The sequence below is a fragment of the Nonomuraea sp. NPDC005730 genome, assembly GCF_040630865.1.
GTDB lineage: Bacteria > Actinomycetota > Actinomycetes > Streptosporangiales > Streptosporangiaceae > Nonomuraea.
Genome location: NZ_JBEXYK010000035.1, coordinates 24,987 through 45,958 on the forward strand (window position 1 = coordinate 24,987; position 20,972 = coordinate 45,958).

23 protein-coding genes are annotated in these 20,972 nt (G+C 74.5%); 7 read left to right on the top strand and 16 right to left on the bottom strand.

Features of this window, described 5'->3' with window-relative positions; translation table 11 throughout:
* Positions 1-18 precede the first annotated feature (18 nt).
* The 14 genes from ABZ444_RS31510 to ABZ444_RS31575 all read right to left on the bottom strand — a co-directional run bounded on the left by ABZ444_RS31510 (position 19) and on the right by ABZ444_RS31575 (position 14,648).
* A complete protein-coding gene (locus tag ABZ444_RS31510; protein ID WP_358004660.1) occupies positions 19-2,058 on the bottom strand; it encodes a prolyl oligopeptidase family serine peptidase in 2,040 nt (679 codons plus the stop codon).
* Positions 2,059-2,144: 86 nt separating this feature from the next.
* Positions 2,145-4,403: an exo-alpha-sialidase gene (locus ABZ444_RS31515; RefSeq protein WP_358004663.1), complete on the bottom strand. Its 2,259-nt coding sequence runs from the start codon at positions 4,401-4,403 to the stop codon at positions 2,145-2,147.
* A gap of 133 nt (positions 4,404-4,536) precedes the next feature.
* The gene (locus tag ABZ444_RS31520) at positions 4,537-5,142 is read right to left on the bottom strand and encodes an energy-coupling factor transporter transmembrane protein EcfT (RefSeq protein WP_358004666.1); all 606 of its coding nucleotides are present in this window, start codon (positions 5,140-5,142) and stop codon (positions 4,537-4,539) included.
* The gene (locus tag ABZ444_RS31525; RefSeq protein ID WP_358004669.1) at positions 5,139-5,813 is read right to left on the bottom strand and encodes an ABC transporter ATP-binding protein; all 675 of its coding nucleotides are present in this window, start codon (positions 5,811-5,813) and stop codon (positions 5,139-5,141) included. The genes ABZ444_RS31520 and ABZ444_RS31525 overlap by 4 nt, the downstream gene beginning before the upstream one ends.
* Complete coding sequence (locus ABZ444_RS31530) at positions 5,810-6,934, bottom strand: thiolase family protein (RefSeq protein ID WP_358004672.1); 1,125 nt, start codon at positions 6,932-6,934, stop codon at positions 5,810-5,812. The genes ABZ444_RS31525 and ABZ444_RS31530 overlap by 4 nt, the downstream gene beginning before the upstream one ends.
* Position 6,935: 1 nt before the next feature.
* Entirely contained in the window at positions 6,936-8,276 is a 1,341-nt protein-coding gene (locus tag ABZ444_RS31535) for an AMP-binding protein (protein ID WP_358004675.1), read from the bottom strand.
* The gene (locus ABZ444_RS31540; protein WP_358004678.1) at positions 8,276-8,869 is read right to left on the bottom strand and encodes a biotin transporter BioY; all 594 of its coding nucleotides are present in this window, start codon (positions 8,867-8,869) and stop codon (positions 8,276-8,278) included. The genes ABZ444_RS31535 and ABZ444_RS31540 overlap by 1 nt, the downstream gene beginning before the upstream one ends.
* A 61-nt stretch (positions 8,870-8,930) precedes the next feature.
* Complete coding sequence (locus tag ABZ444_RS31545) at positions 8,931-9,569, bottom strand: DNA/RNA non-specific endonuclease (protein ID WP_358004681.1); 639 nt, start codon at positions 9,567-9,569, stop codon at positions 8,931-8,933.
* Between the two features lie 174 nt (positions 9,570-9,743).
* Positions 9,744-11,042 carry an alpha-amylase family protein gene (locus ABZ444_RS31550; protein WP_358004684.1) on the bottom strand — a complete coding sequence of 433 codons (1,299 nt, stop codon included), beginning with the start codon at positions 11,040-11,042 and terminating at the stop codon, positions 9,744-9,746.
* A gap of 79 nt (positions 11,043-11,121) precedes the next feature.
* Positions 11,122-11,652 carry a GNAT family N-acetyltransferase gene (locus ABZ444_RS31555; RefSeq protein ID WP_358004687.1) on the bottom strand — a complete coding sequence of 177 codons (531 nt, stop codon included), beginning with the start codon at positions 11,650-11,652 and terminating at the stop codon, positions 11,122-11,124.
* 30 nt (positions 11,653-11,682) lie between these two features.
* A complete protein-coding gene (locus tag ABZ444_RS31560; RefSeq protein ID WP_358004690.1) occupies positions 11,683-12,243 on the bottom strand; it encodes an XRE family transcriptional regulator in 561 nt (186 codons plus the stop codon).
* Positions 12,244-12,270: 27 nt separating this feature from the next.
* Positions 12,271-12,555, bottom strand: a complete 285-nt coding sequence (locus ABZ444_RS31565) for a DUF6204 family protein (RefSeq protein WP_358004693.1) — start codon at positions 12,553-12,555, stop codon at positions 12,271-12,273.
* Positions 12,556-12,567: 12 nt separating this feature from the next.
* Positions 12,568-13,206, bottom strand: coding sequence for a TetR family transcriptional regulator (locus tag ABZ444_RS31570; protein ID WP_358004696.1), 639 nt, complete (start codon positions 13,204-13,206; stop codon positions 12,568-12,570).
* A gap of 47 nt (positions 13,207-13,253) precedes the next feature.
* On the bottom strand, positions 13,254-14,648 hold the full coding sequence (locus ABZ444_RS31575) for a LysR substrate-binding domain-containing protein (protein WP_358004699.1): 1,395 nt from the start codon (positions 14,646-14,648) through the stop codon (positions 13,254-13,256).
* 70 nt (positions 14,649-14,718) lie between these two features.
* Here ABZ444_RS31575 and ABZ444_RS31580 point away from each other — a divergent pair, with 70 nt between their 5' ends.
* Positions 14,719-15,090 carry a nuclear transport factor 2 family protein gene (locus ABZ444_RS31580; RefSeq protein ID WP_358004702.1) on the top strand — a complete coding sequence of 124 codons (372 nt, stop codon included), beginning with the start codon at positions 14,719-14,721 and terminating at the stop codon, positions 15,088-15,090.
* On the opposite strand, the gene ABZ444_RS31585 is transcribed toward ABZ444_RS31580, so the two are convergent.
* Both ABZ444_RS31585 and ABZ444_RS31590 read right to left on the bottom strand, forming a co-directional pair.
* Entirely contained in the window at positions 15,087-15,485 is a 399-nt protein-coding gene (locus ABZ444_RS31585; RefSeq protein WP_358004704.1) for a hypothetical protein, read from the bottom strand. The two genes, ABZ444_RS31580 and ABZ444_RS31585, sit on opposite strands and share 4 nt — an antisense overlap.
* Before the next feature lie 140 nt (positions 15,486-15,625).
* A complete protein-coding gene (locus tag ABZ444_RS31590) occupies positions 15,626-16,579 on the bottom strand; it encodes an SDR family NAD(P)-dependent oxidoreductase (RefSeq protein ID WP_358004707.1) in 954 nt (317 codons plus the stop codon).
* A gap of 63 nt (positions 16,580-16,642) precedes the next feature.
* Here ABZ444_RS31590 and ABZ444_RS31595 point away from each other — a divergent pair, with 63 nt between their 5' ends.
* The 6 genes from ABZ444_RS31595 (at position 16,643) to ABZ444_RS31620 (ending at position 20,972) form a co-directional block, all read left to right on the top strand.
* The gene (locus ABZ444_RS31595) at positions 16,643-17,218 is read left to right on the top strand and encodes a TetR family transcriptional regulator (RefSeq protein WP_358004710.1); all 576 of its coding nucleotides are present in this window, start codon (positions 16,643-16,645) and stop codon (positions 17,216-17,218) included.
* A gap of 79 nt (positions 17,219-17,297) precedes the next feature.
* Positions 17,298-17,516 carry a hypothetical protein gene (locus tag ABZ444_RS31600; protein WP_358004713.1) on the top strand — a complete coding sequence of 73 codons (219 nt, stop codon included), beginning with the start codon at positions 17,298-17,300 and terminating at the stop codon, positions 17,514-17,516.
* Positions 17,510-17,902: a hypothetical protein gene (locus ABZ444_RS31605; RefSeq protein ID WP_358004716.1), complete on the top strand. Its 393-nt coding sequence runs from the start codon at positions 17,510-17,512 to the stop codon at positions 17,900-17,902. Before ABZ444_RS31600 ends, ABZ444_RS31605 begins: the two co-directional genes overlap by 7 nt.
* Positions 17,903-18,186: 284 nt before the next feature.
* Entirely contained in the window at positions 18,187-19,050 is an 864-nt protein-coding gene (locus ABZ444_RS31610) for a hypothetical protein (RefSeq protein WP_358004719.1), read from the top strand.
* Between the two features lie 159 nt (positions 19,051-19,209).
* Complete coding sequence (locus tag ABZ444_RS31615; RefSeq protein WP_358004722.1) at positions 19,210-20,064, top strand: hypothetical protein; 855 nt, start codon at positions 19,210-19,212, stop codon at positions 20,062-20,064.
* Positions 20,061-20,972 (top strand): hypothetical protein, encoded by a 912-nt coding sequence (locus ABZ444_RS31620; protein ID WP_358004725.1) that lies wholly within the window; start codon positions 20,061-20,063, stop codon positions 20,970-20,972. The genes ABZ444_RS31615 and ABZ444_RS31620 overlap by 4 nt, the downstream gene beginning before the upstream one ends.

Genomic DNA, 20,972 nt, shown 5'->3' on the forward strand with positions numbered 1-20,972 from the left:
AGGCTCTACTTATATAAGTCAAACCTGGGATAGGTGGTGGCGGATGAAGTCCAGCTCCAGCAGCAGCAGGTTCTCGGCCACGTCCTCCTGGGGGGCCATGTGCGTCACCCCGCTCAGCGGCAGCACCGTGTGCGGACGGCCCGCGGCCAGCAGCGCCGCCGACAGGCGCAGCGTGTGGGCGGCGAAGACGTTGTCGTCGGCCAGGCCGTGCACCAGCATCAGCGGACGGGTCAGGCCGGGCGCGTCGGCCAGCAGTGAGCAGCGGTCGTAGGCCTCGGGATGCTCGTCGGGGTGGCCCAGGTACCGCTCCTGCCAATGGGTGTCGTACAGGCGGGGATCGGTCACCGGGGCGCCCGCGACGGCCACGTGGAAGACGTCGGGATGACGCAGCACCGCCGCGGCCGACAGGTAACCGCCATAGGACCAGCCGCGGATCGCCACCCGGCCCAGATCCAGGTCGGGATGGCGGGCGGCGGCGGCCTGCAGCGCGTCGGCCTGGTCCTCCAGCGCGGCGCTCAGCTTGTCGAACCGGACCGCGCGCTCCCAGGCCGGCCCCCGGCCCGGCGTGCCCCGGCCGTCGGTCACCAGCACGGCGAAGCCCTGCTCGGCGAACCACTGCTCGATCGCGAAGCCGTCCAGGCCGCGCAGCACCCGCGCCGCCATCGGCCCGGCGTACGGCGACAACAACACCGGCAACCGCCCCGACCCCGGCACGTGCCCGGACGGGAACAGGATCGCCGTACGCAGGTCGCGCTTGCCCAGCGCCACCAGCTCCACCCGCGGCCGCAGCACCGGGACCGCGCCGTGGGAGGCGACCACCCGGCCGCCCACGCCCACCCGCACCCCGTGCTCCTCAAGGGAGCGGCGCACCACGACCGTCGCCCCGCCCGCCCGCGTACCGGTGTGCACGCCGGGCTCGGCGGTCACCCTGACCAGGCCCTCGGCCCTGGACCAGGTGCACAGGTGCCGTTCGGTGGGCTCCTCGCAGCACTGGAGGAGCACGGTGTCGCCGTCGACGGCCAGCACCGCCAGCACCTGCAGGCCGGGCGGGGTCACCACGTCCTGGCCCACCATCAGGCGGCGGGTGTCGTCACGGTCGACCGTCCAGACCAGCTCGCCCGCGGCCGTGCGCGACGGCACGCCGGGCACCAGCTCCAGCCAGGCGTCGTCGGTGTCCTCGCGCACCGGCGTGGTCGCCCCGGTGGCCGGATCGACCTCCAGGACGCGGGTGGTGCGCTGGTCGCGGCTCTGCACCAGCACCAGCAGGCCCTGGCCGGTCCATGACACCGCCGCCACGTACTCGAAGGCCGCGCGGTCCCACACCACCCGGGTGCGCCGGCCCTCCAGCGTGACCAGCCACAACGACACGTCGGCGTTGGCCGTCCCGGCCGGCGGGTAGGCCACGGTCCGCGGCGGCCGGCCGGGGTCGGCCGGCTCGGCCAGGCACCACTTCTGCACCGCGGCGTTGTCCACCCGGGCGGCCAGCAGGCGGGTGCCGTCGGGCGCCCACCAGTAGCCGCGGTGACGGCCCATCGACTCGCCCGCCACGTGCTCGGGCAGCCCCCACGTCACGTCGGTGCCGTCGGGAACCAGCAGCGGCCGCTCGCCGACGTGCAGCGCCCCGCCGGAGACGAACGCGACGTGCTCGCCGGTGGGGTCCAGCCGCGGGTCGGAGCCGGTCAGGCCGAGCGGGGTCACCTCGCCGGTCAGCAGGTCGACGGTGTGCAGCGCGCCGTCGGCCGCGTAGACGGCCCTGGTGACGGCCGCGTCGGTGGCGTAGGCGACGATGCCGGCGGCGTGCTCACGGGTGCGCTCCCGCCGGGCGCGCTCGGCCTCCGACATCCGCGCGCCGGGCACGGGCGCGCCCGGCTCGGCCAGCAGGCGCTCCTCCCCCGTGGCCACCGTGAACGACCACAGCCGGTGCACCGGGTCCTCGCCCGAGGACGACCGCAGAAAGATCACCCGCGCGCCGTCCGGGGATATCGTGAAGTTCCGCGGGACGCCGTAGGTGAAGCGGGCCGTGCGGGCGTGCTGGCGGGGAAGCGTCAGGGGAGGCATGGCGCGATCATAGGCACGGCCCGTCGAGGCGGCGCAAGGCAGGCCAAGGTGGCGGCGCGGGCACGCTCCCGCGCCGCCGCGCGAGGTCAGCGGTCCTCGAACCGCACGTCGTCGAACAGCGCCTCGTCGCCGGTCGGAGCGGTGCCCGCGCTGCTGAAGGCGTAGCCGTCCATCGAGGTCACGGCGGCCGTACGGGGCAGCGTGGCGATCTGCCGGTCACCGGCGTACAGGGTGGCGGCCGAGGTGGTGGCCTCCAGGCGGATCCTGGTCCAGCCCTCGCCGACCGTCCCGGCGGGGGCCAGGGTCGTCCACTTCTTGGTGGCGGCGTCGTAGCGGCTGACCGCGCCTGCCCTGCTGATGCTCAGGTGGTAGGCCGACGTCGTCCCGCTGGTCACCGTGAACAGGAAGGAGTTGGTCACGCTGACCGGCCTGTAGCGGAACTCCAGGGTCTTGCGCGCGCTCGCGGTCGTGCTGCGGGCGGCCTTGGCCATGAGCGTGGTGGACCTGTCGGACAGGGTCAGCGCCCGGTCGGCGCCCACCTCGTACGGCGACACCCACGCCGCCGACAGGCTCTGGTAGCCGCGCGGGCGCAGCCAGATCGGGTCGTTGTCGAAGGTGTCGGTCGTGGAGTGGAGCTCGACCTCGTTGAGCATCGCGCAGCTCGGGCCGATCTCGGCGTCGCAGCCCGGCGTGGCCTCGACGACGATCTTGACGTGCCGGCCGGTGGCGTTCACCGGCTGGTGGCGCAGCGCGTAGTCGGTGCGCCCGGTGACCGTGGCCACCGGACGGCCCCAGTCGGCGCCGTCCTTGGAGACGTAGACACTGGCCGAGGCCGGGTGCCCCGGGCGCAGGCTGAGGCCGATCCGGTTGAAGGTCTGCTCGCGGTCCAGGTGCAGGACGTACTCGCCGGGGCCCTGGGAGACGGCGCTGGACCAGTACGCGGTGCTGCCGTCGAAGGCGCCGTCGGGGCGCACCCGCGGCCGCCGGGCGTCGGCCCAGGTCATGTTCGTCTCGACGGTCAGCTCACCGGCGCGCTGCATGGCGGCCAGGTCGATCCGGCCCGCGCCGGGGGCCAGGACGTCCAGGTGGCGGCGCTTGACGGCGTACCAGCCGCCGTTCTCGAACCTGCCGCTCGCCGGGCAGGCGGTCTCGTTCAGCGTGCCGTCGGCCTTGACTCCGGGCAGCTTGCAGTTGTCGAAGAGCTGGACCAGCCGGTTGGCGCCGACGGCGGCCAGCGCGGTGTAGCCGGACGAGCCGTGCGTGTCGTAGACGCCGTCGCGGTTGTGGTAGGTCACGCGCTGCTGCGTCCAGGAGTCGCCGCGGCCGTCGGGGGAGATCGCCAGCCAGTCGTCCGGGCGGCCCGCGCTGAGCACCAGCACGCCGTTGGGCATGAGCAGCAGGCGCGGGGCCACGCCGCGCACCGTGCAGCTCTGGCCGGACAGCTGCAGGTCGCGCACCGCCGACCAGGTGCGGCCCTCGTCGGTCGAGCGGCTCCAGGCCAGCGTGGAGTAGGTGCCGCCGTCCTTGCGCATGACCGCCAGCAGGCTGCCGTCGGCGCTCTGCTCGACGGCCGTCTCGTTGTACGTCGCCTCGCCGGCCGGACGGGCGATGACGCCGCGGCGGGCGAAGGTCCGGCCGCCGTCGGCGCTGGCGTACAGCTCGGCCTGGTTCTTCCCGCCGGTGGCGGTGTAGCGGGCGTAGACGGTCACCAGGACCGTCCCGTCAGCCAGTTGGATCGGCACGCCGTGCGCCACGCCGCCGCCGACCAGCTCGTCCGGGCTGGTGAAGGTGGCCTTGGCGGTGTCCCAGGTCTGGCCGAGGTCGGTGGAGGTGTGCACGTCCAGCTCGTTGGTGTGGGCGTCGACCTTCGACAGGTAGTAGGCGGTGCCGAACAGGCGGCCGTCGTGCAACTGCACCGGCGCCTCGCGCAGCGGCGTGCTGCGCGCCGGGCCGAAGGTCAGTCCGCCGTCGTCGGAGACGGCCATGCCGCTGGTCTGGGCCATGACCGCGTCCACGTTGGTGGACCAGGTGGCGATCAGCTTCTGGCCGGGCGTGCCGTCGGGCCGGACCACGTCGATCGCGGTGAGGTTGGGGAAGCCGGCGTAGTCGCGGCGCTGGGCCGCCGTCGGCTCCTTGGCCGCCGGGCGCGGGCTGGGGTAGACCCAGTCCACGAAGGCGTCGCTGCCCGATCCGGCCAGGTAGCCCTCACGCGGCCCCGACTCCTGGGCGGTGAGGGCGGGCGTGTCGGGAATCGAGCAGTACGCGGCCGCGTGCGCCGTCCCCTGCAGGACGGCGGGAAGGGGGACCAGCAGGCAGGCGGCGAGCAGCGCTCTTGTGGGCAGCACGGGGGAAGGACTCCTTGCGCAACGAACGATCGACGTCCGTTTTGTCGTTTATTTACGCAAGAAGGCTATATTTGACCAAAAATGGAGGTGTAAGTTGTAACTGCCTTATGTCCGCTTTGTGATGTAGTGGGGGTCAGTCGTCGAGCCCGCGGGCCGACAGCGCCTCGCCCAGCGCGTCCGCGTGCCGCAGAGCCCCCACCACCAGCGGCACCGCGAAGGCCCGCACGCTGCGCTCGACCCCCCGCGCCCGCTGCGCCTCCCTGATCCGCACCGCCAGCGACGCCACCACCGGCACGCTGCGCACGGTGAGCGAGAGCAGCAACGACAGCCGGAACGGGTCCAGCCCCACGAATCTGACCGGCGACAGGACGCGCTCCAGCGCCGCCAGCATGTCCGCCGTCCGCGTGGTCAGCGTCACCAGCCCCGCCAGCGCCACGGCCAGCACCACCCGCAACGTCGAGGACACCGCCGCGTCCAGGTCCGCGAACACCAGTTGCAGCACGAACAGCATGACCGCGAACCAGCGCACCGGCCGGACCTGCGCCCACGCCGCCCGTCCCCCCACCCGCGCCGACGCGTACAGCGCCGCCGCCACGACCGCCGCCCCCGCCAGCGCCACCGGCGGCCGCAACAGCACCAGCGCCGTGCACGACACCGCCAGCCCCGCCAGCTTGACCCCGGCCGGCAGCCGGTGCAGCCACGAGCCGCCCGGCACGTACGCCCCGGTGAGCCCGTTCACGCCATCAGCTTGGTGTAGTGGCCGATCGCCTCGGCCGGCGTGCCGTCGGCGACCACCCGGCCCTCGTCCAGCACCAGCACCCGGTCGAACCCGGCCAGCAGCGGCAGGTCGTGCGTCACCGCCACCACCTGCTGCGGCATCTCCCGCAACAACTCGGCCACCTGCCGTGAATGGCGCAGGTCGAGCAGCGTCGTGGGCTCGTCCATGACCAGGATGTCGGGTTCGAGCACCATGACCGCGCACAGGGCCAGCAACTGCTTCTGGCCGCCGGACAGGTGGTGGGCCGGATGGTCGGCGTGCCCGCCCAGGCCGTGCCGGGCCAGCACGTCGTGCACCCGGCGCTCGACCTCCTCGCGCGGCAGGCCCTTGCGGCGCAGGGAGAAGGCGACGTCCTCGGCCACGGTCGGCATGACGATCTGCGCGTCGGGGTCGGTGAACAGGAACCCCACCCGCCGCCTGATCCGCGCGGCCTGACGCCGGGTGTCCAGGCCGAGCACGGTGACCTCGCCCGAGGTCGGCAGCGCCAGGCCGTTGATCAGCCGGGCCAGCGTGCTCTTGCCCGAGCCGTTCGCGCCGACCACGCCCACCCGGCGCTCGGCCAGGCTCGCGGTGACGCCGCGCAGCACGTCACGGACGCCCAGCCGGACGTGCACGTCGGCGAACTCGATCACGCGACCACCTCGAACAGCGCGGCCACGCCCAGCCCGCCGCCCACCGCCGCGGCCGCCAGCCCCAGCGTGCCCGCGGGCGCCCCGGCCCGCACCAGCCTGGAGAAGAGCCTGGTCACCACCACCGCGCCGGTCGCGCCCCACGGATGGCCGAGCGCCAGCGCGCCGCCGCCGGCGCACACCCGATCGCGGTCGGCCTCCAGCGGGTCGAGGCCGAGCGCGTCGGTGACGGCCAGCACCTGCGCCGCGAACGCCTCCACGATCTCCACCGCGGCCACCCGTCCCATGTCCACCCCCGCACGTGCCAGCACCCGGCGGACCGCGGGCACCGGCCCCCACCCGGGCAGCGCCGGATCGCACCCGACGACGGACCCGGCCAACAGCCGCAACCCCGGCAGGCCGGCCCGCTCGGGCGCCAGCGCCACGGCGGCCGCGCCGTCGCTGACCGGGGAGGAATTACCGGCGGTCACTGTACCGCCCGGCACGAACGCCGCGGGCAACCGGGCCAGCGAGGCCGCCCGCAGCGCCCTGGGACGCTGGTCCTCCGCCCGGTCGCCGACCGGCACGATCTCCCGGTCGAAGGCGCCCGCCGCGCGGGCGGCCAGCGCCTTGGCGTGGCTGAGGCGGGCGTAGTCGTCCTGGCGGGCGCGGCTGATGCCGTACGCGCCGGCCAGGGCCTCGGCGGCCGGGCCCATGTCGGGGTCGGGATGGCCCTCGGGGGCGAAGGGCGCCCGGTCGTAGGGGCGGTCCGCGCCCCGCGGCGTGCGCAGCGGCGCGGTCGAGGCGCTCTCGGCTCCCCCGGCGATCACCAGATCCATCTCCCCCGCGGCCACCGCCTGCCCGGCCACCAGGATCGCGGCCAGCCCGCTGCCGCACTGCCGGTCGACGGTCAGGCCGGGCACGCCGTGGCCGAGCCCGGCGGCCAGCGCCGAGACCCGGGCCACGTTCCCGCCGGGGCCCATGCAGTTGCCGAGCACCACGTCGTCCACCGGCCGACCGGCCTCGGCGGCCACCGCCTCGATCACGCGGGCGGCCAGCCGGTCGACGGTCACGTCCTTGAAGGCGTGCCCGGCCGTGCCGATGGGCGTACGGCGGGCCGCCACGATGACGGGTCGCCCGCCCACGTCAGACCAGCCGCCGGAGCTCGGGGTCGCCGCCGGCCAGCCGGTCGGCCACCAGGCCACGCGCCGGCTTGCCCGACCCGGTACGCGGCAGGGCGGAGACGGCGTACCAGCGGCGGGGCCGCTGCGCCACGTCCAGCCCGCTGCGCGCGACGGCCTCCAGCAGCGCGCGCGGCGGCGGCGAGGCGCCCTCGACCACCGCGGTCACCACCGAGCCGAGCGACGGGTGCGGCGACCCGATCACCACGATGTCCCCCACACCCGGCACGTTCCGCAGCACCGCCTCGACGTCCTCGGGCACGACGGTCGCGCCGCCGGTCTGGATCGCGCCGTCGCCGCGCCCGCGCACCCGCAGCACCTGCCCGGCCCGGTACGGCTCGGCCAGGTCGCCGACCGTCATCCAGCCCGCGCCGTCGCGGCGCAGCGGGCCCCTCGCGCCGCCCAGATAGCCTTCGGCCAGCCACGGCGAGCGCGCCCACACCTCGCCCAGCGTGCGCCCCGGCTCGGCCCTGACCTCGATCTCGACCTCCGGGAAGGCGCGCAGCCCGCCTCCGTCGGCGTCGAAGGCCACGAACGACAGCTCGGTCGCGCCGTAGTAGGACATCACCCGCACCCCCGCCCGCCCGGCCAGCTCCCGCGCCCGCCCGCTCAGCGCCGCGCCGCCGACGACGGCCGTCCGCAGGTCGGGAGCCTGCTCCAGCACCTCGGGCAGCCGGTGGGGCACCAGATGGATCGCGGTCGCCGCGCGCAGCGACGCCGCCGTGGGCCGCCCGCCCGGCACCACCGCGGTCGCGCCGACGGCCAGCGTGTGCACGGCGGCGAAGGCGTACAGGGAGGAGACCAACGGGCCGGGCACCAGGACGACGTCGGCCGGGCCGATGCCGGTCAGCTCGGTCAGGTGCGGGAAGGAACGCGTCCAGGACGCGCGGGTGCGCGCGACCGCGCGCGGCCGGCCCGTGCTGCCCGAGGTGAAGCACGCCCACGCCCGGTCGCCGGGACGGGGCTCGGGCACCAGCGGGGCGCCCGGCGCGGACCGCAGCGGCTCGTCGACCCGCAGGTCGGCGCCGGCCGCCCCGGCCACCCGCGCCCACCGCTCCGGGCTCCAGGCCGGGTCGCCGACCAGCGGCGTCACCCCCGCCAGATCGGCCGCCAGCACGGCGGTCAGCAGCTCGACCGGGTCATGAAGGGCGATGGCGGCCAGCTCGCCGCGCCCGCGAAGGTGCCGCGCGCCGCCCTGGACGCGTCCGGCCAGCTCGCCGTAGGTCAGCGAGCCGCCCGGGCCGCGCAGCGCGACCCGGGACGGGCTGTCGGCGGCGTGCCGCAGGACGTGCTCGGCGACCGGCATCAGCGCACCCGTTCGCGGTGGACCGCCGGAACGGCGTCGGGATAGGCGCGCTGCGTGCCCCTGGCCACCAGCGCGGCCACCACCGCCTTGAGCGCGTCGCCCGGCAGGAACGCGGCGCTGAGGGCCAGCGCCTTGGTCAGCGGCAGCCCGGTGACCAGCGCCTGCACCGGCACGCCGACGAGGTACACCACCCCGATCCCGCCCACCGCGCACGCCACCAGCAGCCGCAGGACGCTCGGCGTCCGGCCCGCCCGCTCCACCAGCAGCCCGGTGACCGCCGCGCCGGGAACCCAGCCGAGCAGGAACCCGGCGGAGGCGGCGGTGAACACGCCCAGCCCGCCGCGCCCGCCCGCCAGCAGCGGCAGCCCGGCCGCGACCAGCACCAGCAGCACGACCACCGCCAGCGCCCCCCGCCGGCTGCCGAGGATGGCCCCGGCCAGCATGACGCCGAGCGTCTGCAGCGTGATCGGCACCGCGTTGCCGAGGATGTTGACCGCGCCCGGCGCGCCCAGCACCGCGATCAGCGCGGCGAACACCGCGATCCTGGCCAGGTCGCCGGTGGGGAACCGCCGCTGTCTTCCTGCGTTCGTCATGAGGACGATCCCACACCAGAACGGGCCTGTCCCGCATGCAGGGTTCCCACAACGCCGGTGGCTACGCCTTGTCAGAGGCGCTCATGCAGTGCGCCGTCCGGAACGCGTTGGTGATCTTCGTGTGCCAGGAGTCCAGCTCGCGGGCCGACAGGGTGGCGTTCGGGAAGGTCACCGTGACCCGCCGGGACACCCCTGAGATCGTCGCCGCCATGGAGACGTGGATGCGGTCGGGGATCACCGTCGTGCCGTCGGGGTAGTGCACCTGGACGCGGTAGTCGGCCACCGCGCCGCCCTTGGCTTCCAGACAGGCGCGGGCGCCGTTCTCGACGCGGAGCATCAGGCCCTGGTTGATCTGCCTGCCGCGCATCGGGACGAGGTTGTAGCGCAGGCTGGCGCCGGAGAAGGAGGAGGCGATGAGATGGCCGCCCTGCCAGTCGCCGCTGCCGCCCCAGTTGCCGACGGTGGCCTCGCACCCGCTGCGCGCGGCCGCTTTCCTGGCCAGCCGGGGGGCCAGGGCCTGGGCGGGCCGTCCGGCGCCGTCGGTGGTGTAGGTGCGGGAGCCGTCCTTGTAGGTGTGGTTCTTGGCCAGGTTCCGGATGCAGGCGGCGGCGTCCGTGCTGGGGCCGGCCGCCAGCGCGGGGGCCGTCAGGGTGGCGGCCGCCAGCGCGGCGGCGCACAGGACAGGGGGGAGCCGGGTCATGGGCATGAGAAGGCATTCCTCTCGCGGGGGACGCACGACGGGCCCGCTTCGGCAGGCTGCTTCGCCCTATTGGCGACCGCGTCGGCTTTGTCGCGATATTGATGCCCGAAGAAGTCGTAGCGGAACGTTGCCGTAACGCTACTGTTCGTAGTGATTACAGGTAGGTCGCCCTGTTCAGGGTTCGACGACGGCCCAGCCGTGCGGGGGCAGGGTCAGCAGCGAGCCGTCCAGGACGCCGTCGCCGGCGGCGAGGCTCCCGGAGAAGGGCAGCGTGACCTGCGACGGCTCGTCGGAGGTGCTCAGCGCGACGGCCAGCGCGTGGCCGCCGGAGCGGCTCTCGTAGGCGTAGAGCTGGTTGGACAGGACCAGGTCGGTGGTGTGGGCGCGGGGCAGCCACCGGTGGCGGCGGCGCACCGCGACGAGCCGCCGGTGCAGGTCGAGGACCGGCAGGCCGGCCGGCGGCATCTCCAGCGGGGAGGCGGGGAAGGCCGGGCGCACGGCGTCGTCGCCACCCTCGCGCTCCTCCTTGACGCCGCGCAGGGCGTACTCGTCGCCGGCGTACAGCGAGGGCGTGCCGGCGACCGTCATCAGCACGGCCAGGGCGTGCGGCAGGTGGCGCTCGTCGGCCAGGCGGCTGGCCAGGCGGGTGACGTCGTGGTTGCCGACGAACGTCATCGGCACGAAGGACTCGGCGAAGGCGGCGTGGCGCTTGAGCGCCCAGGCCAGCTCGAAGGCGTTGCGGTCGTTGAGCGAGCTCCAGATCGCCTTCCACAGCTCGTACTGGGTGACCGCGTCCACGCCGGTCTCGGCCACGAACGCGACGTAGTCGCCGTGGATGACCTCCCCCACCACGTACGCCTCGGGCCGCCCGCGGCGCACCTCGGGCAGCACCCGCGCCCAGAACTCCGGCGGCACGGCGTAGGCGGCGTCCAGCCGCCAGCCGTCGGCGCCGCGGTCGAGCCAGTGGGCCAGCACCGCCGCGACGTGCTCGGCGACGGCCGGTTCGGCGTGGTCGAGCGCGACGAGCGACTGGTGCCCCTCGAAGTCGTCGTGCGCGGGCGCGCCGCCGCCGGCGGGCCAGCGCAGCCGGAACCAGCGCGCGGCCGCCGAGCCCGGCCCCTCGCGCAGGGCCTGCTGGAAGCGCGGGAATCCCTGACCCACGTGGTTGAAGACGCCGTCGAGGACCACCCGCAGCCCGCGCTCGTGGGCGGCCGACACCAGCGCGTCGAAGTCGCCGTCGTCGCCCAGGCGCGGATCGACGCGGAAGTGGTCGAGGGTGTCGTAGCCGTGGGTCTCGGCGGCGAAGATCGGGCCGAGCTGCAGCCCGTCGGCGCCCAGCGCGGCGGCGTGGTCGAGCCACGGCGTCAGGCCCGCGAGCCGGTGGGTGACCCGCGGCACGGCGGCGCGCTCGGCGCCCAGGAAGCCCAGCGGGTAGACGTGCCAGAAGATCGCCTGCTCTGCCCAGGACGGCACGTCAACCCCCCGATGAAGATCCGAAGCCCATTCTAGGCGGGCCCCCGCCGCGAGCCGCCCGCCGGGGGGCTCGACCGGCTCACGCGCGAGCCGGGAGGCGCTTGTAGAAGAAGCTGCAGTCGAGCAGGGTGCCGTCGGGGGCGCCGGCGTAGCCGGGCACGACGCCGTAGCGGGTCCACCCGCCGGTGAGGTAGACGTGCTCGGCGGCGCTGCCGGTCTCGGTGTCGAGCACCAGCAGGCCGGCCCCGGCCGCGACGGCGCCGGCCTCGGCGGCGGCCAGCAGGAGGCGGGACAGGCCGCGCCCGCGCGCCCGGCGGTGCACCAGGAGCTTGACCAGCTCGGCCCGGTGCCATGAATTGGGCTTGCGGGCCGGCACCAGGCTGACCGTGCCGGCCAGGAAGCCGTCGGCGTCGCGGCAGGCCCACACCGCCATGCCGCCCTCGGCCACCGCCGCCGTCTGCTCCCGCCACCAGGCCGCGGCCTCGGCCGGGCCGAACGGCTTGAGGAAGCCGACCGAGGCGCCGCTGTCGACGGCGTCGGCCAGCAGCACGGCCAGTTCCTCGACGCTGCCGGCGAACTCCTGCGCGGACATGCGGGTGACGGTGTGCACGAGAGGGCTCCTTCTGTGTCCGGGCTGCGCTCAGGGCAGGACGACGAGCAGGGCGTAACGGGCCGGCGAGGGCCCCGGGCAGCGGAACCGCGACCGCCCCCACAGGCGGAACCGCAGGCAGTCGCCCGCCTCCAGCCGGTGGGGGCGGCTGTCGGCGGTGATCTCCACGACGCCCTCCAGCACCCAGACGTGCTGTTCGAGCCCGGGGACCGGCGGCTCGTCGTAGGCGATGTCCGCGCCCGGCCGCAGCCGCCCCTCGACGACCTCGCCGCGCAGCCCGGGATGCGGCGGCGAGACCGAACGTCGCTCGAAGCCCGAGCTCTCGTCCCGCCACACCGCCTGGGACGCCGCCCGCACCACCTGCGCCGGCTCCGGCTCCACCTCGGCCAGCAGGCGCGACATCGTGCGTCCGTAGACCGCGCAGAGCTTGTTGAGCAGGGCGGCGGTGGGGCTGATCTCCCCGCGCTCCAGCCGGGACAACGTCGAACGGCTGATCCCGGCCCGCCGCGCCAGCTCGTCGAGCGACCAGTCGCGCTCGACCCGCAACTCGGCGAGCCGCCCGGCCAGCCGCTCATCCAGATCGTGTCCCACATTCGGGACCATATCCCAAATATGGGATCAGCGGCGCCCCTTCCTGCGGATCCTGATGTCCCGCATGTCGGTCACCGCGACCTGCAGCACCTGGTACGGCACCCCGTACGCCTCCAGCGCCGCGACCGCCCGCCCGGTGGCCTCGTGCTCCCCGTCGTCCGGCCCGGCGGGCACCTGGCAGCGGAAGGTGAACGCCGACACGGTCCCGTCGTGGGTGAACGTGCCCGCCTCGGTGAACGCCGTGTCGTGCGCCGCCAGCACCGCGGCCCGCCCCTCCTCGTCGATGCCGTCGAACTTCCCGCGGATGGTCACCCGGAACAACGCTCAGCCCTCCCGTACGGCATAGGTCAGCAACGGCTCGCCGAGCAGCCCCTCGGTCACGTCCAGCAGCTCCAGCACGGCCTCGGCGATGGCGTCGGGCCCCTCCCCGGCGGCCACCCGCCGGCCGACCTCGGCGTAGACCAGCGAGTGCAGGCAGCCGATCTGCCAGGCGACGGCCCGCGGCAGCGGATCGCCCGGCTCGGCCCCCGTCTCCGCGGCCAGCGTGTCGGCGAGCGCGTCGGTCATCTGCCGGCCCAGCTCCTCCAGGCGCGCCCGCAGCGTGGGAGCGGCCAGCATCATCTCCAGCACCTGGCCGAACCCGGCCGTCAGCCCCAGGCTGCGCTCGCGCCCGCGCACCTCCTCGCGCAGGCGGGCCAGCACCGCCCGCACCGCCGACACGCCCGGCGCGCGCTCGCGCACGATGTCGGCGAGCCGCTGCGGCGAGGCCTCCTCGGGCGGCAGCACGAGATCTTCCTTGGCGGTGAAGTAGTTGTAGAGCGTGTTCACCGACACCTCGGCCGCCGCGGCGATCTCGGCGATCGTGACCTGGTCGAAGCCGCGGTCGACGAACAGCCCGATCGCCACGTCGGAGAGGTGCCGGCGGGTCTTGCGCTTCTTGCGCTCGCGAAGCCCTTCGGTCATGGCAGGACTCTACTGCAAAATTGAAGTGGATTGCAGTTTTGGGGCCGTCATCGGGATTCGGCGTCGGCGGCGAACCGGTCCCACGCCGCCTGGCGGGTGATGCCGAGGGCCTCGCCGATCCTGGCCCACGTCACGTTGCGGCCGCGCAGGATGCTCACCCAGGCGCGCAGGTCGCGCTCGGCCTGCTCGACGGTGAGCGATTGGCGGGGCAGGGCGGCCAGCACGTCGTCGTCGGACATGCCGGTCACGTACCTGTCGGCCGGGTCGGGGCCCCAGTGCACCCGCGACCTGTCGTCGCCGGCCGGCGCGGCCTCGCCCTCCTCCGCCTTGTGGAGCTCGGCCTGGACGATCTGCTGGCTCAGGTCGACGCAGGCGTCGCAGATGTAGACGCCTGGCCCGGCGACGACCTTCCTGGCCTCCTCGTGCGGCTTGCCGCAGAAGGAACATCTCGTCGCCAGCTGCTCGACGGGCGTCATCTTCCGGGCGCTCTCGCTGCGTGTCATCATGCTGTCAGCCTTTCCTTGACGCCTCTCCGTGTCAAGGGTTGGCTGACGGCCATCGGGGCCGCCGGAGAACGCGCGGCGGGCGTGCGGCAGCAGCGCCCGCACCGCCGGGCCGCCGCCCTCCCGCCAGACCAGGGCGAGCAGCGCGGGCGTCCGCACGTCGTCGATGGGCAGCGCGGTGAGCCGGTCGCGGTGGAGCGCGGCCATCGACTCGCTGAGGATCGCCACCCCGAGGCCGCGGACGGCCAGGCCGGCGATGGCGTCGGCGGCGCCGGCCTGCAACGCGATCGGCGGCCGCAGCCCCTGGGCCGCGCATGCCTCGTCGAACACCGCCCGCAGCCCCGTGCCGCGCGGCATGCACACGATCGGGTGCTCGCGCAGGTCGCGCAGGGCGATCCGCCCCCGCCCGGCCAGCGGGTGCTCCGGCGGGACGGCCGCGACCAGCCGCTCGTCGACGATCGTCAACGCCTCCAGGCCCTCGGGGACGGCGTTCGCGACGCCGATGAGCGCCAGGTCGAGCGCGCCGCCGCGGACCCCCTCGACCAGCTTGTCGGAGTTGTCCTCCAGCAGGGACAGCTCCACGCCCGGATGCGCCCGGCGGAAGGCGGCCAGCGCGTCGAACAGGGGCGTGACCGTGCAGCCGAGCACCATGCCGACCGTCAGCGTGCCGCGGATGAGGTCGGTCACCTCGCCCACCGCCTGGCCCACCGCGCCGGCGGCGGCCAGCGCGGCGCGGGCGTGCTCGAGCGCCGCCTTGCCCGCGACGGTGAGCGTGGCCACCCGGGCCGACCGGTCGAACAGCTCGGCCCCGAGCTCGCGTTCGAGCTGCCTGATCTGGGCGCTGACGCCCGACTGGCTGATGTGCACCCGCTCGGCCGCACGGGTGAAGCTGCGCTCCTCGGCCACCGCGACGAAGTACTCCAGCTGCCTGAGTTCCATAACTAGAGATTCTAGAGGCCATCAGAAGCATCTGTTGGACTTCTGCCGCGACGGACGGCAGGCTGGCACCATGACCGCATACGAGAAGGCCATGCAGCCCGAGGACATCACCCGCCTGTTCGTCGAGCGTTCCAACGCCGGCGACGCGGCCGGCGTCGCCGCGCTCTACGAGGAGGACGCCGTACTGGCCTACCCGCCCGGCAGCCGCACCGTCGGACGGGCCGCCATCCAGGAGCTGTGGGAGAAGGTGCTGGCCGGTCGCCCGCACTTCGAGCCGGAGCAGCCACTGCCGACGCTGGTCAGCGGCGACCTCGCCCTCACCTCGACCCCACCCAAGGACGGCACGGGCGCCCGCGCCCAGGTCGTGCGGCGCCAGCCCGACGGGAGCTGGCTGCGCGTCCTCGACCAGCCCGAGTTCGTCCAGCCCGGCGAGCGGGCCTAGGCCGGGACGGTGCCGCTGACGGTCGTGCCCTCACCGGGCACGCCGCGCACCGACAGGCGCCCGCCCAGCGCGGCGAACGCCTCGCGCATCCGGCCGACGCCGCCGCCCCGGGCCGTGGCGGCGAAGCCGCGGCCGTTGTCGCTGATCGTCAGGCGCAGGCCCTGGGGCCCGGCGGTCACGGCGAGCGAGGCGGTGCTCGCGCCGCTGTGGGCCTCGACGTTGCCCAGCGCCTCTTCCGCGACCGCCAGCACGGCCCGCCGCAACGCCGCCGCCACGGGACCGGCGGGCAGCGCCCAGATCTCCACGGTGATCCCCGTGCGCTCGGACCACCGGCCGCACAGGCTCTCCAGCTCCCCGGCCAGCGCCGGCCTGGCCTTGTCCATGAGGCCCGTCATCGCATCTCCTCCGGCCGCCCTTCCCCTTGAACGGGTGGGACTGCCCTGAGCATGGCGATCGGGGCGTTGAGCCTGTGTTGAGCCGTCGTTGAGCCCTCGTCCGGGCACGATCGTCGAAGCGTAGCACCACGGCCCGCCGGTCACCCGGAAGGCGTGCGGCCGGGCGCGAAGGGGGCGAGCCCGGTCAGGGCGGTGCTCGCGGCCCACAGGCGGGCCGCGAGTTCGGGGTCGGCCATGTGCCCGCGCACCGCCTCGCGGGCCGGCAGGCCGCGCATCCCCAGCACCCTGGGCCCCCACAGCTCACCCCCGCGTACGGACGGATCCAGCACGGCCCGCACCGCCGGCCACGCCGCTGCCTCCTTGCCCTGCAGCAGCAGCCCGGCGGGCAGGCCGCGCAGCCGCTCGCCCGTGGTACGCGGGCTGACCGGCCGCGAGGGCGTCAGGGAGTCGAGCGCGCCGCCGGGATGGGTGACCACGCTCGCCGTGGTGGCGCCCGCGGCGCGCAGGCGGCGGTCCAGCTCGAAGCCGAAGAGCATCTGCGCCAGCTTCGAGCGCGCGTACACCCGCTTGGGGCGGATGTCGCCGAGGCTCTGCAGGTCGTCCAGGTCCAGGGTCTCGGACCTGGCGGTGAGGCTGCCGGTGGTCACGACGCGGGCGGCGGGGGCGGCGGCCAGCAGCGGCGCCAGGTGCGCGACCAGCGCGAAGTGGCCGAGATGGTTGGTGGCGAACATCAGCTCGTGGCCGTCCTTCGTCTCGCGCCGCGGCGGGTGGTCGAGCAGCACGCCGGCGTTGCACACGACGGCGTCCAGACTCGGCAGCCGCAGCGCCGCGACGACGGCCTCGACCGAGGCGAGATCGGCCAGGTCGAGCGGCACATGCCGGACGCGCGCACCGGGGACCCGGCTGCGGATGGAGAGCGCGGCGGTCTCCGCCCTGGCGGGGTCGCGGCTGCCCAGGATCACGGTGGCGCCGGTGCCGGCGAGCTGCTCGGCCACGAAGTAACCGATGCCGGCGTTGCCGCCGGTGACCAGGAAGTGCCTGCCCTGGGCGGACGGCAGGCGCCTGACGTCCCAGGGCGCGGGGTGGGAGGACACGGGAGCTCATTTCTGTAGTCGCTATGAATTCAGAATCATTCTAGTTTTTGCTACGATGAGAGCATGACGACAGGACGCCGCGAACGCAAGAAGGCGCAGACCCGCAAGGCCCTGGCCGAGGCCGCGGTGCGGCTGTTCGCCGAGCACGGCTACGACGGCGTCACCGTCGCCCGGGTCGCCGACGAGGCCGACGTCTCCATCGCCACCCTGTTCGCGCACGTCCCCGACGGCAAAGACGCGCTGATCTTCGACGACGGCGACGAGCGGCACGTCTGGCTGGCCGCCGCCGTCCGCGAGCGGCCCCCCGGGCAGAGCGTGCTGGCGGCCCTGCGGCGCTGCCTGGCCGAGCGGGGGCCGTTCGCCGGCGACCTGCCGTCCGAGCAGCGGCGCAAACGCGACCTGATCGTGGGCACGCCCGCCCTGCGGGAGTACTCGCGCCGGCTCTGGATCGCCGCCGAGGGCCCGCTGGCCGAGGCGATCGCGGCCGAGACCGGGCGCGACCCCGCCGACATGACCGTGCGCGCGCTGGCCCGCTATGTGCTGGAGATCCCCGAGCTGGCCGGCGCCGAGCCCGACCCGCGCGCCGCCTTGGACGCCGTCTTCGACCTCCTGGAGTCCGGCTGGCCCGAGCGCGGCTGACGCCGTCGGGGCGTTGACGCGGCGGACCCGGCTCTGGTCCGCTGTACGTCACTGATCATCGACTTCGGGGAGCGAGCCCGTGTGGTTTCCCAGGCGCCTGGCCGCCGTGATCGTCTCGTCGGTTCTGGCGGCCTCGGCCGTGCCCGGCGCGGCCCGAGCCGCCACGCCCGTCACCGTCTGGCACTGGAACGCGGCCGGCAACACCCTGAACCACGGCTCGACCGGCAACGGCATGGTCCGGGCCGCCGTGGGCTCGATCGTGGCGCGGGGCGCGACCCTCGTCTCGACGCCGTGCTGACCAGGCTGGAGGCGTACCACGCGGCCGGCGACACCGTGGTGGTCGCGGGCGACTTCAACCTCCCGCCCGACGCCGCCCGCCTGAACGGCTACTACTCCCCCACCGTGAACACCCCCAACAACCGCGGCAACACCGGCCGCTACCACGAGCTCGACGACGCCGACGCGGGCAACTGCCCCGGCTACGGCGAGCTGACCGTCAGCTCACCGGACGGCAAGGGCCCCTGCGGCGCGGGGACGAAGCTCGACATGATCTTCGCCAGGGCCGACCGGATCGGCGGCGCCTACTCGGCCGACTCGCTCGCCCCCGCGACCACGTGCGCCGGCAACCCGGGCGGCCTGTGCTCCGACCACCGCGTGCTGGTCGGGACCGTCACCCTGTCGTGAAAAAGGCCGTGGCCCACCCCGGGGAGTACGGGGCGGGCCACGGCCGTCCAGCCCGACCATCGAGCGCGGGTTGGCGCGGACGGTCCCGTTGTAGGCCAACGTCTGGTCGGCGCCGCCCCCGGAGCCGCCGCCCGAAGATCACGTGAACGCCTCGGGCCTGCTGACAGGCGCCTGTCAAACAGCGGCCACCCACCTTGTCGGGCAGGTCGCGCGGGCGCACAGTCAAGGCACATCACCGCCCAGGAGGATGGATGAACGGAAGACCTGCCCCCCACCGTCACGCCATGACCGCGGTAAGACGTCTCTTATCCGCTGGTCTGGCCATGTTCGCCGCCGCCTTCCTCGTCGCGACCCCCGCCGGGGCCATGGCGCTGCCGACGGCCAAGGAGTTCGTGTCGAACCTCGACCTCGACTGCTTCAAGACCACGACGTACCAGCCGCCGGCCGTCGCGCTGTCGCTGCGGCACATCAACCCGGTGCTCGCCAACCAGCCGCCCGTGCAGGTCACGCTCGGCCCGCGTGAGCAGCTCTGCGTGCCGGTGGCCAAGAACAACGTCATCCCGCCGGGGAGCGTGCTCAACTTCATCAGGTACGTCGACCTGTCCTGCTACCGGGTGACCGGCCCGCAGATCAACCTGCCCCTGTCGCTGCGCCACCTCAACCCCGTCCTGCAGGGCCTGCCGGGCCTCAGCGTCACGCTGAGCTCACCCCAGCAGCTGTGCGTGCCGGTCAGCAAGAACGGCGTCGTCCCGCCGCCGGACGTCCTGAACGTCGTCTCGCACATCGACCTGCTGTGCTACGCGCACACGCCGAACCCGTCGATGAACAAGGCGCTGAACCTCACCCAGCTCAACCCCGTCCTGGTCAACCAGATCCCGCCCAGGACCGTGCAGGTGGCCGCCGCCCGTCAGCTCTGCGTCCCGGTGCAGAAGAGCGGCGACCAGATCCCCGCGGACGTGTTCGCCCTCGTCCGCTGGGTCGACCTGGAGAAGTTCGACGTCGTCAGCCCGGCGACCCCCATCGTGTCGCTGACGCTGAAGCACCTGAACCCGGTGCTGGCGAACCTGCCCGCCGAGGAGCTGCGGCTCACCGGCGCCTCGCAGCTCGCCGTGCCCGTCTCCAAGAACGGCGCGGTGCCGCCCGGCTGACGCACCCGGCCGGGCCGGAACCACCGGCCCGGCCGCCTTCCGCGCCGATCCCGCAGGACAAAGGATTCCCCAGCTTCGGGCCGTCCGGGAGTGGCGTGCTCCTGGCAGCGGTATGACCTGTTTCCGGTAGGTCGTGGAGCATTCGGGGGAACGGTGGGGATGTCCTGGCGGACGGCGGTGACGCTGCTCGCCGCCGTGGCGCTGGCCGGCGGTTGCGGCGACGGCGGTCCGGACGGCTCCGGGGCGGGCGAGGCCGGGCCCGGCGCGCCCAGGCAGGCCCGGCCCGTGATCACGCCGGACGCCCCGATCGTCCCCGACGACGCCGGCGACCTCCCCGACCCCACCGCGCAGGTGGGACTGGACTGCCAGAAGATCCTCCAGGACCGGGACTTCGCCGGACCGGCGGCGCGGAAGATCGACGAGGTGGCCGCCGACCCCGGCAGCTCCGACAGCCAGAAGGCGGTGGCCAACGCCTGCGGCGCGGTGATAAAGGCGAACAGCGGGAAATGGGAGGAGTCGATCAAGCGGGCCGACACCGCGAACCGTCTCAGGAAGGCCGTTCCCCAGCAGATGCGCGCGCCGTTGTTCGCCATGATCGACCAGGCGGAACTGGAGAGCGCCGCCGCGCTGGGCGAACGCGACAGGGTCCGGCAGGTCATCGCCCGCATCAAGCGGGAAGGCGGCCAGGTCCCGGACGGCTACCTCAGGAACGCGTGCGCGGTGGTGTCCGGCACCGAGACCCTTCCGGAGTGCGCGACGCTCACCGCCTCGCCCGGCTCCGCGCAGCCTTCGTCCGGGCCATCGTCCGGGCCTTCGTCCGGGCCATCGTCCGGGCCATCGTCCGAAGTCACGTCCGGGCCCTCGCAGCCGTCGGAGCCGGGCGAGCCGTCCTCCGGAGCGCCCGCCAGCGAGCCGCCCGGCGAACCTCCGGACACCGGCGGCGGGACCGGGCCGCCCGGCGACCACTCCGAGCCGCCGCCGGAGGAGACCGGCCCGGCGCCGGGCCCGTCGTGACCGCCCCGCCGCCCGCCGCCGAACCCCCGGACGACGACGGCGGCACCGGCCAGGACGTGTCCCGCCTGTGGCGGATCCTCGCCCACGTCGTGACGCCGACCACCTTCATCGCCGCCATCATGGTGTACTTCGGGGCGGTCCGTACCAACACCATGTACGCCCGCCTCGGCGTGGACCAGAGCATGCTGGGCCTGTCCCTGCAGGACTACGCGCTGCGCAGCGTCACGCTGGCGGCCGAGCCGCTGATCCTCGTGCTGGTGGCGGCCCTGGTCGCGCCGCCGGCGCACGCGTGGCTGACCCGGTCCGCCGAGCGGCATCGTGCCTTCGCCAGGTGGGCGGTCAGGGTGATGGCCGTCCTCGGGGCGGCAGGGGCCGCGGTGGGCATCGCGAGCCTGGCCGGATGGCGGCCGCTGCCGCCCTACGCCATGCCCCTCTGCCTGGGCCTGGGCGTCTTCCTGCTGGTCTACGGCTCCTCCCTGCGGCAACGGCTCGATGCGCGTCTCACGCCCTCCGCCACCGACCGGCTCGTCCGGCGCACGCTCTGCACGGCGCTCCTGCTGTTCCTGCTGCTGTGGGGGATCACCCTGTTCGCGCAGTCACGCGGGGAGCGGGAGGCCGACCGGACGCTGGCCGACATGCGCAGGCTGCCGAGCACGGTGGTCTACGCGGCCCGGCGCCTGAACCTGCAGGGGCCGGGCATCACCGAGACCGCCCTGCCCGACCCCGGCGCGATGTACCGCTTCCGCTACACCGGCCTGCGCCTGCTGATCAGCTCCAACCAGCGGTACTTCCTCCTGCCCGCCTGCTGGATGTCCGACCTGTCGGCGCGGGCGATCGCCCTGCCCGCCGACGACTCGCTGCGCCTGGAGTTCGGCGTGTTCCGGCTGCCCCCCGACTGCCCGCCCTGA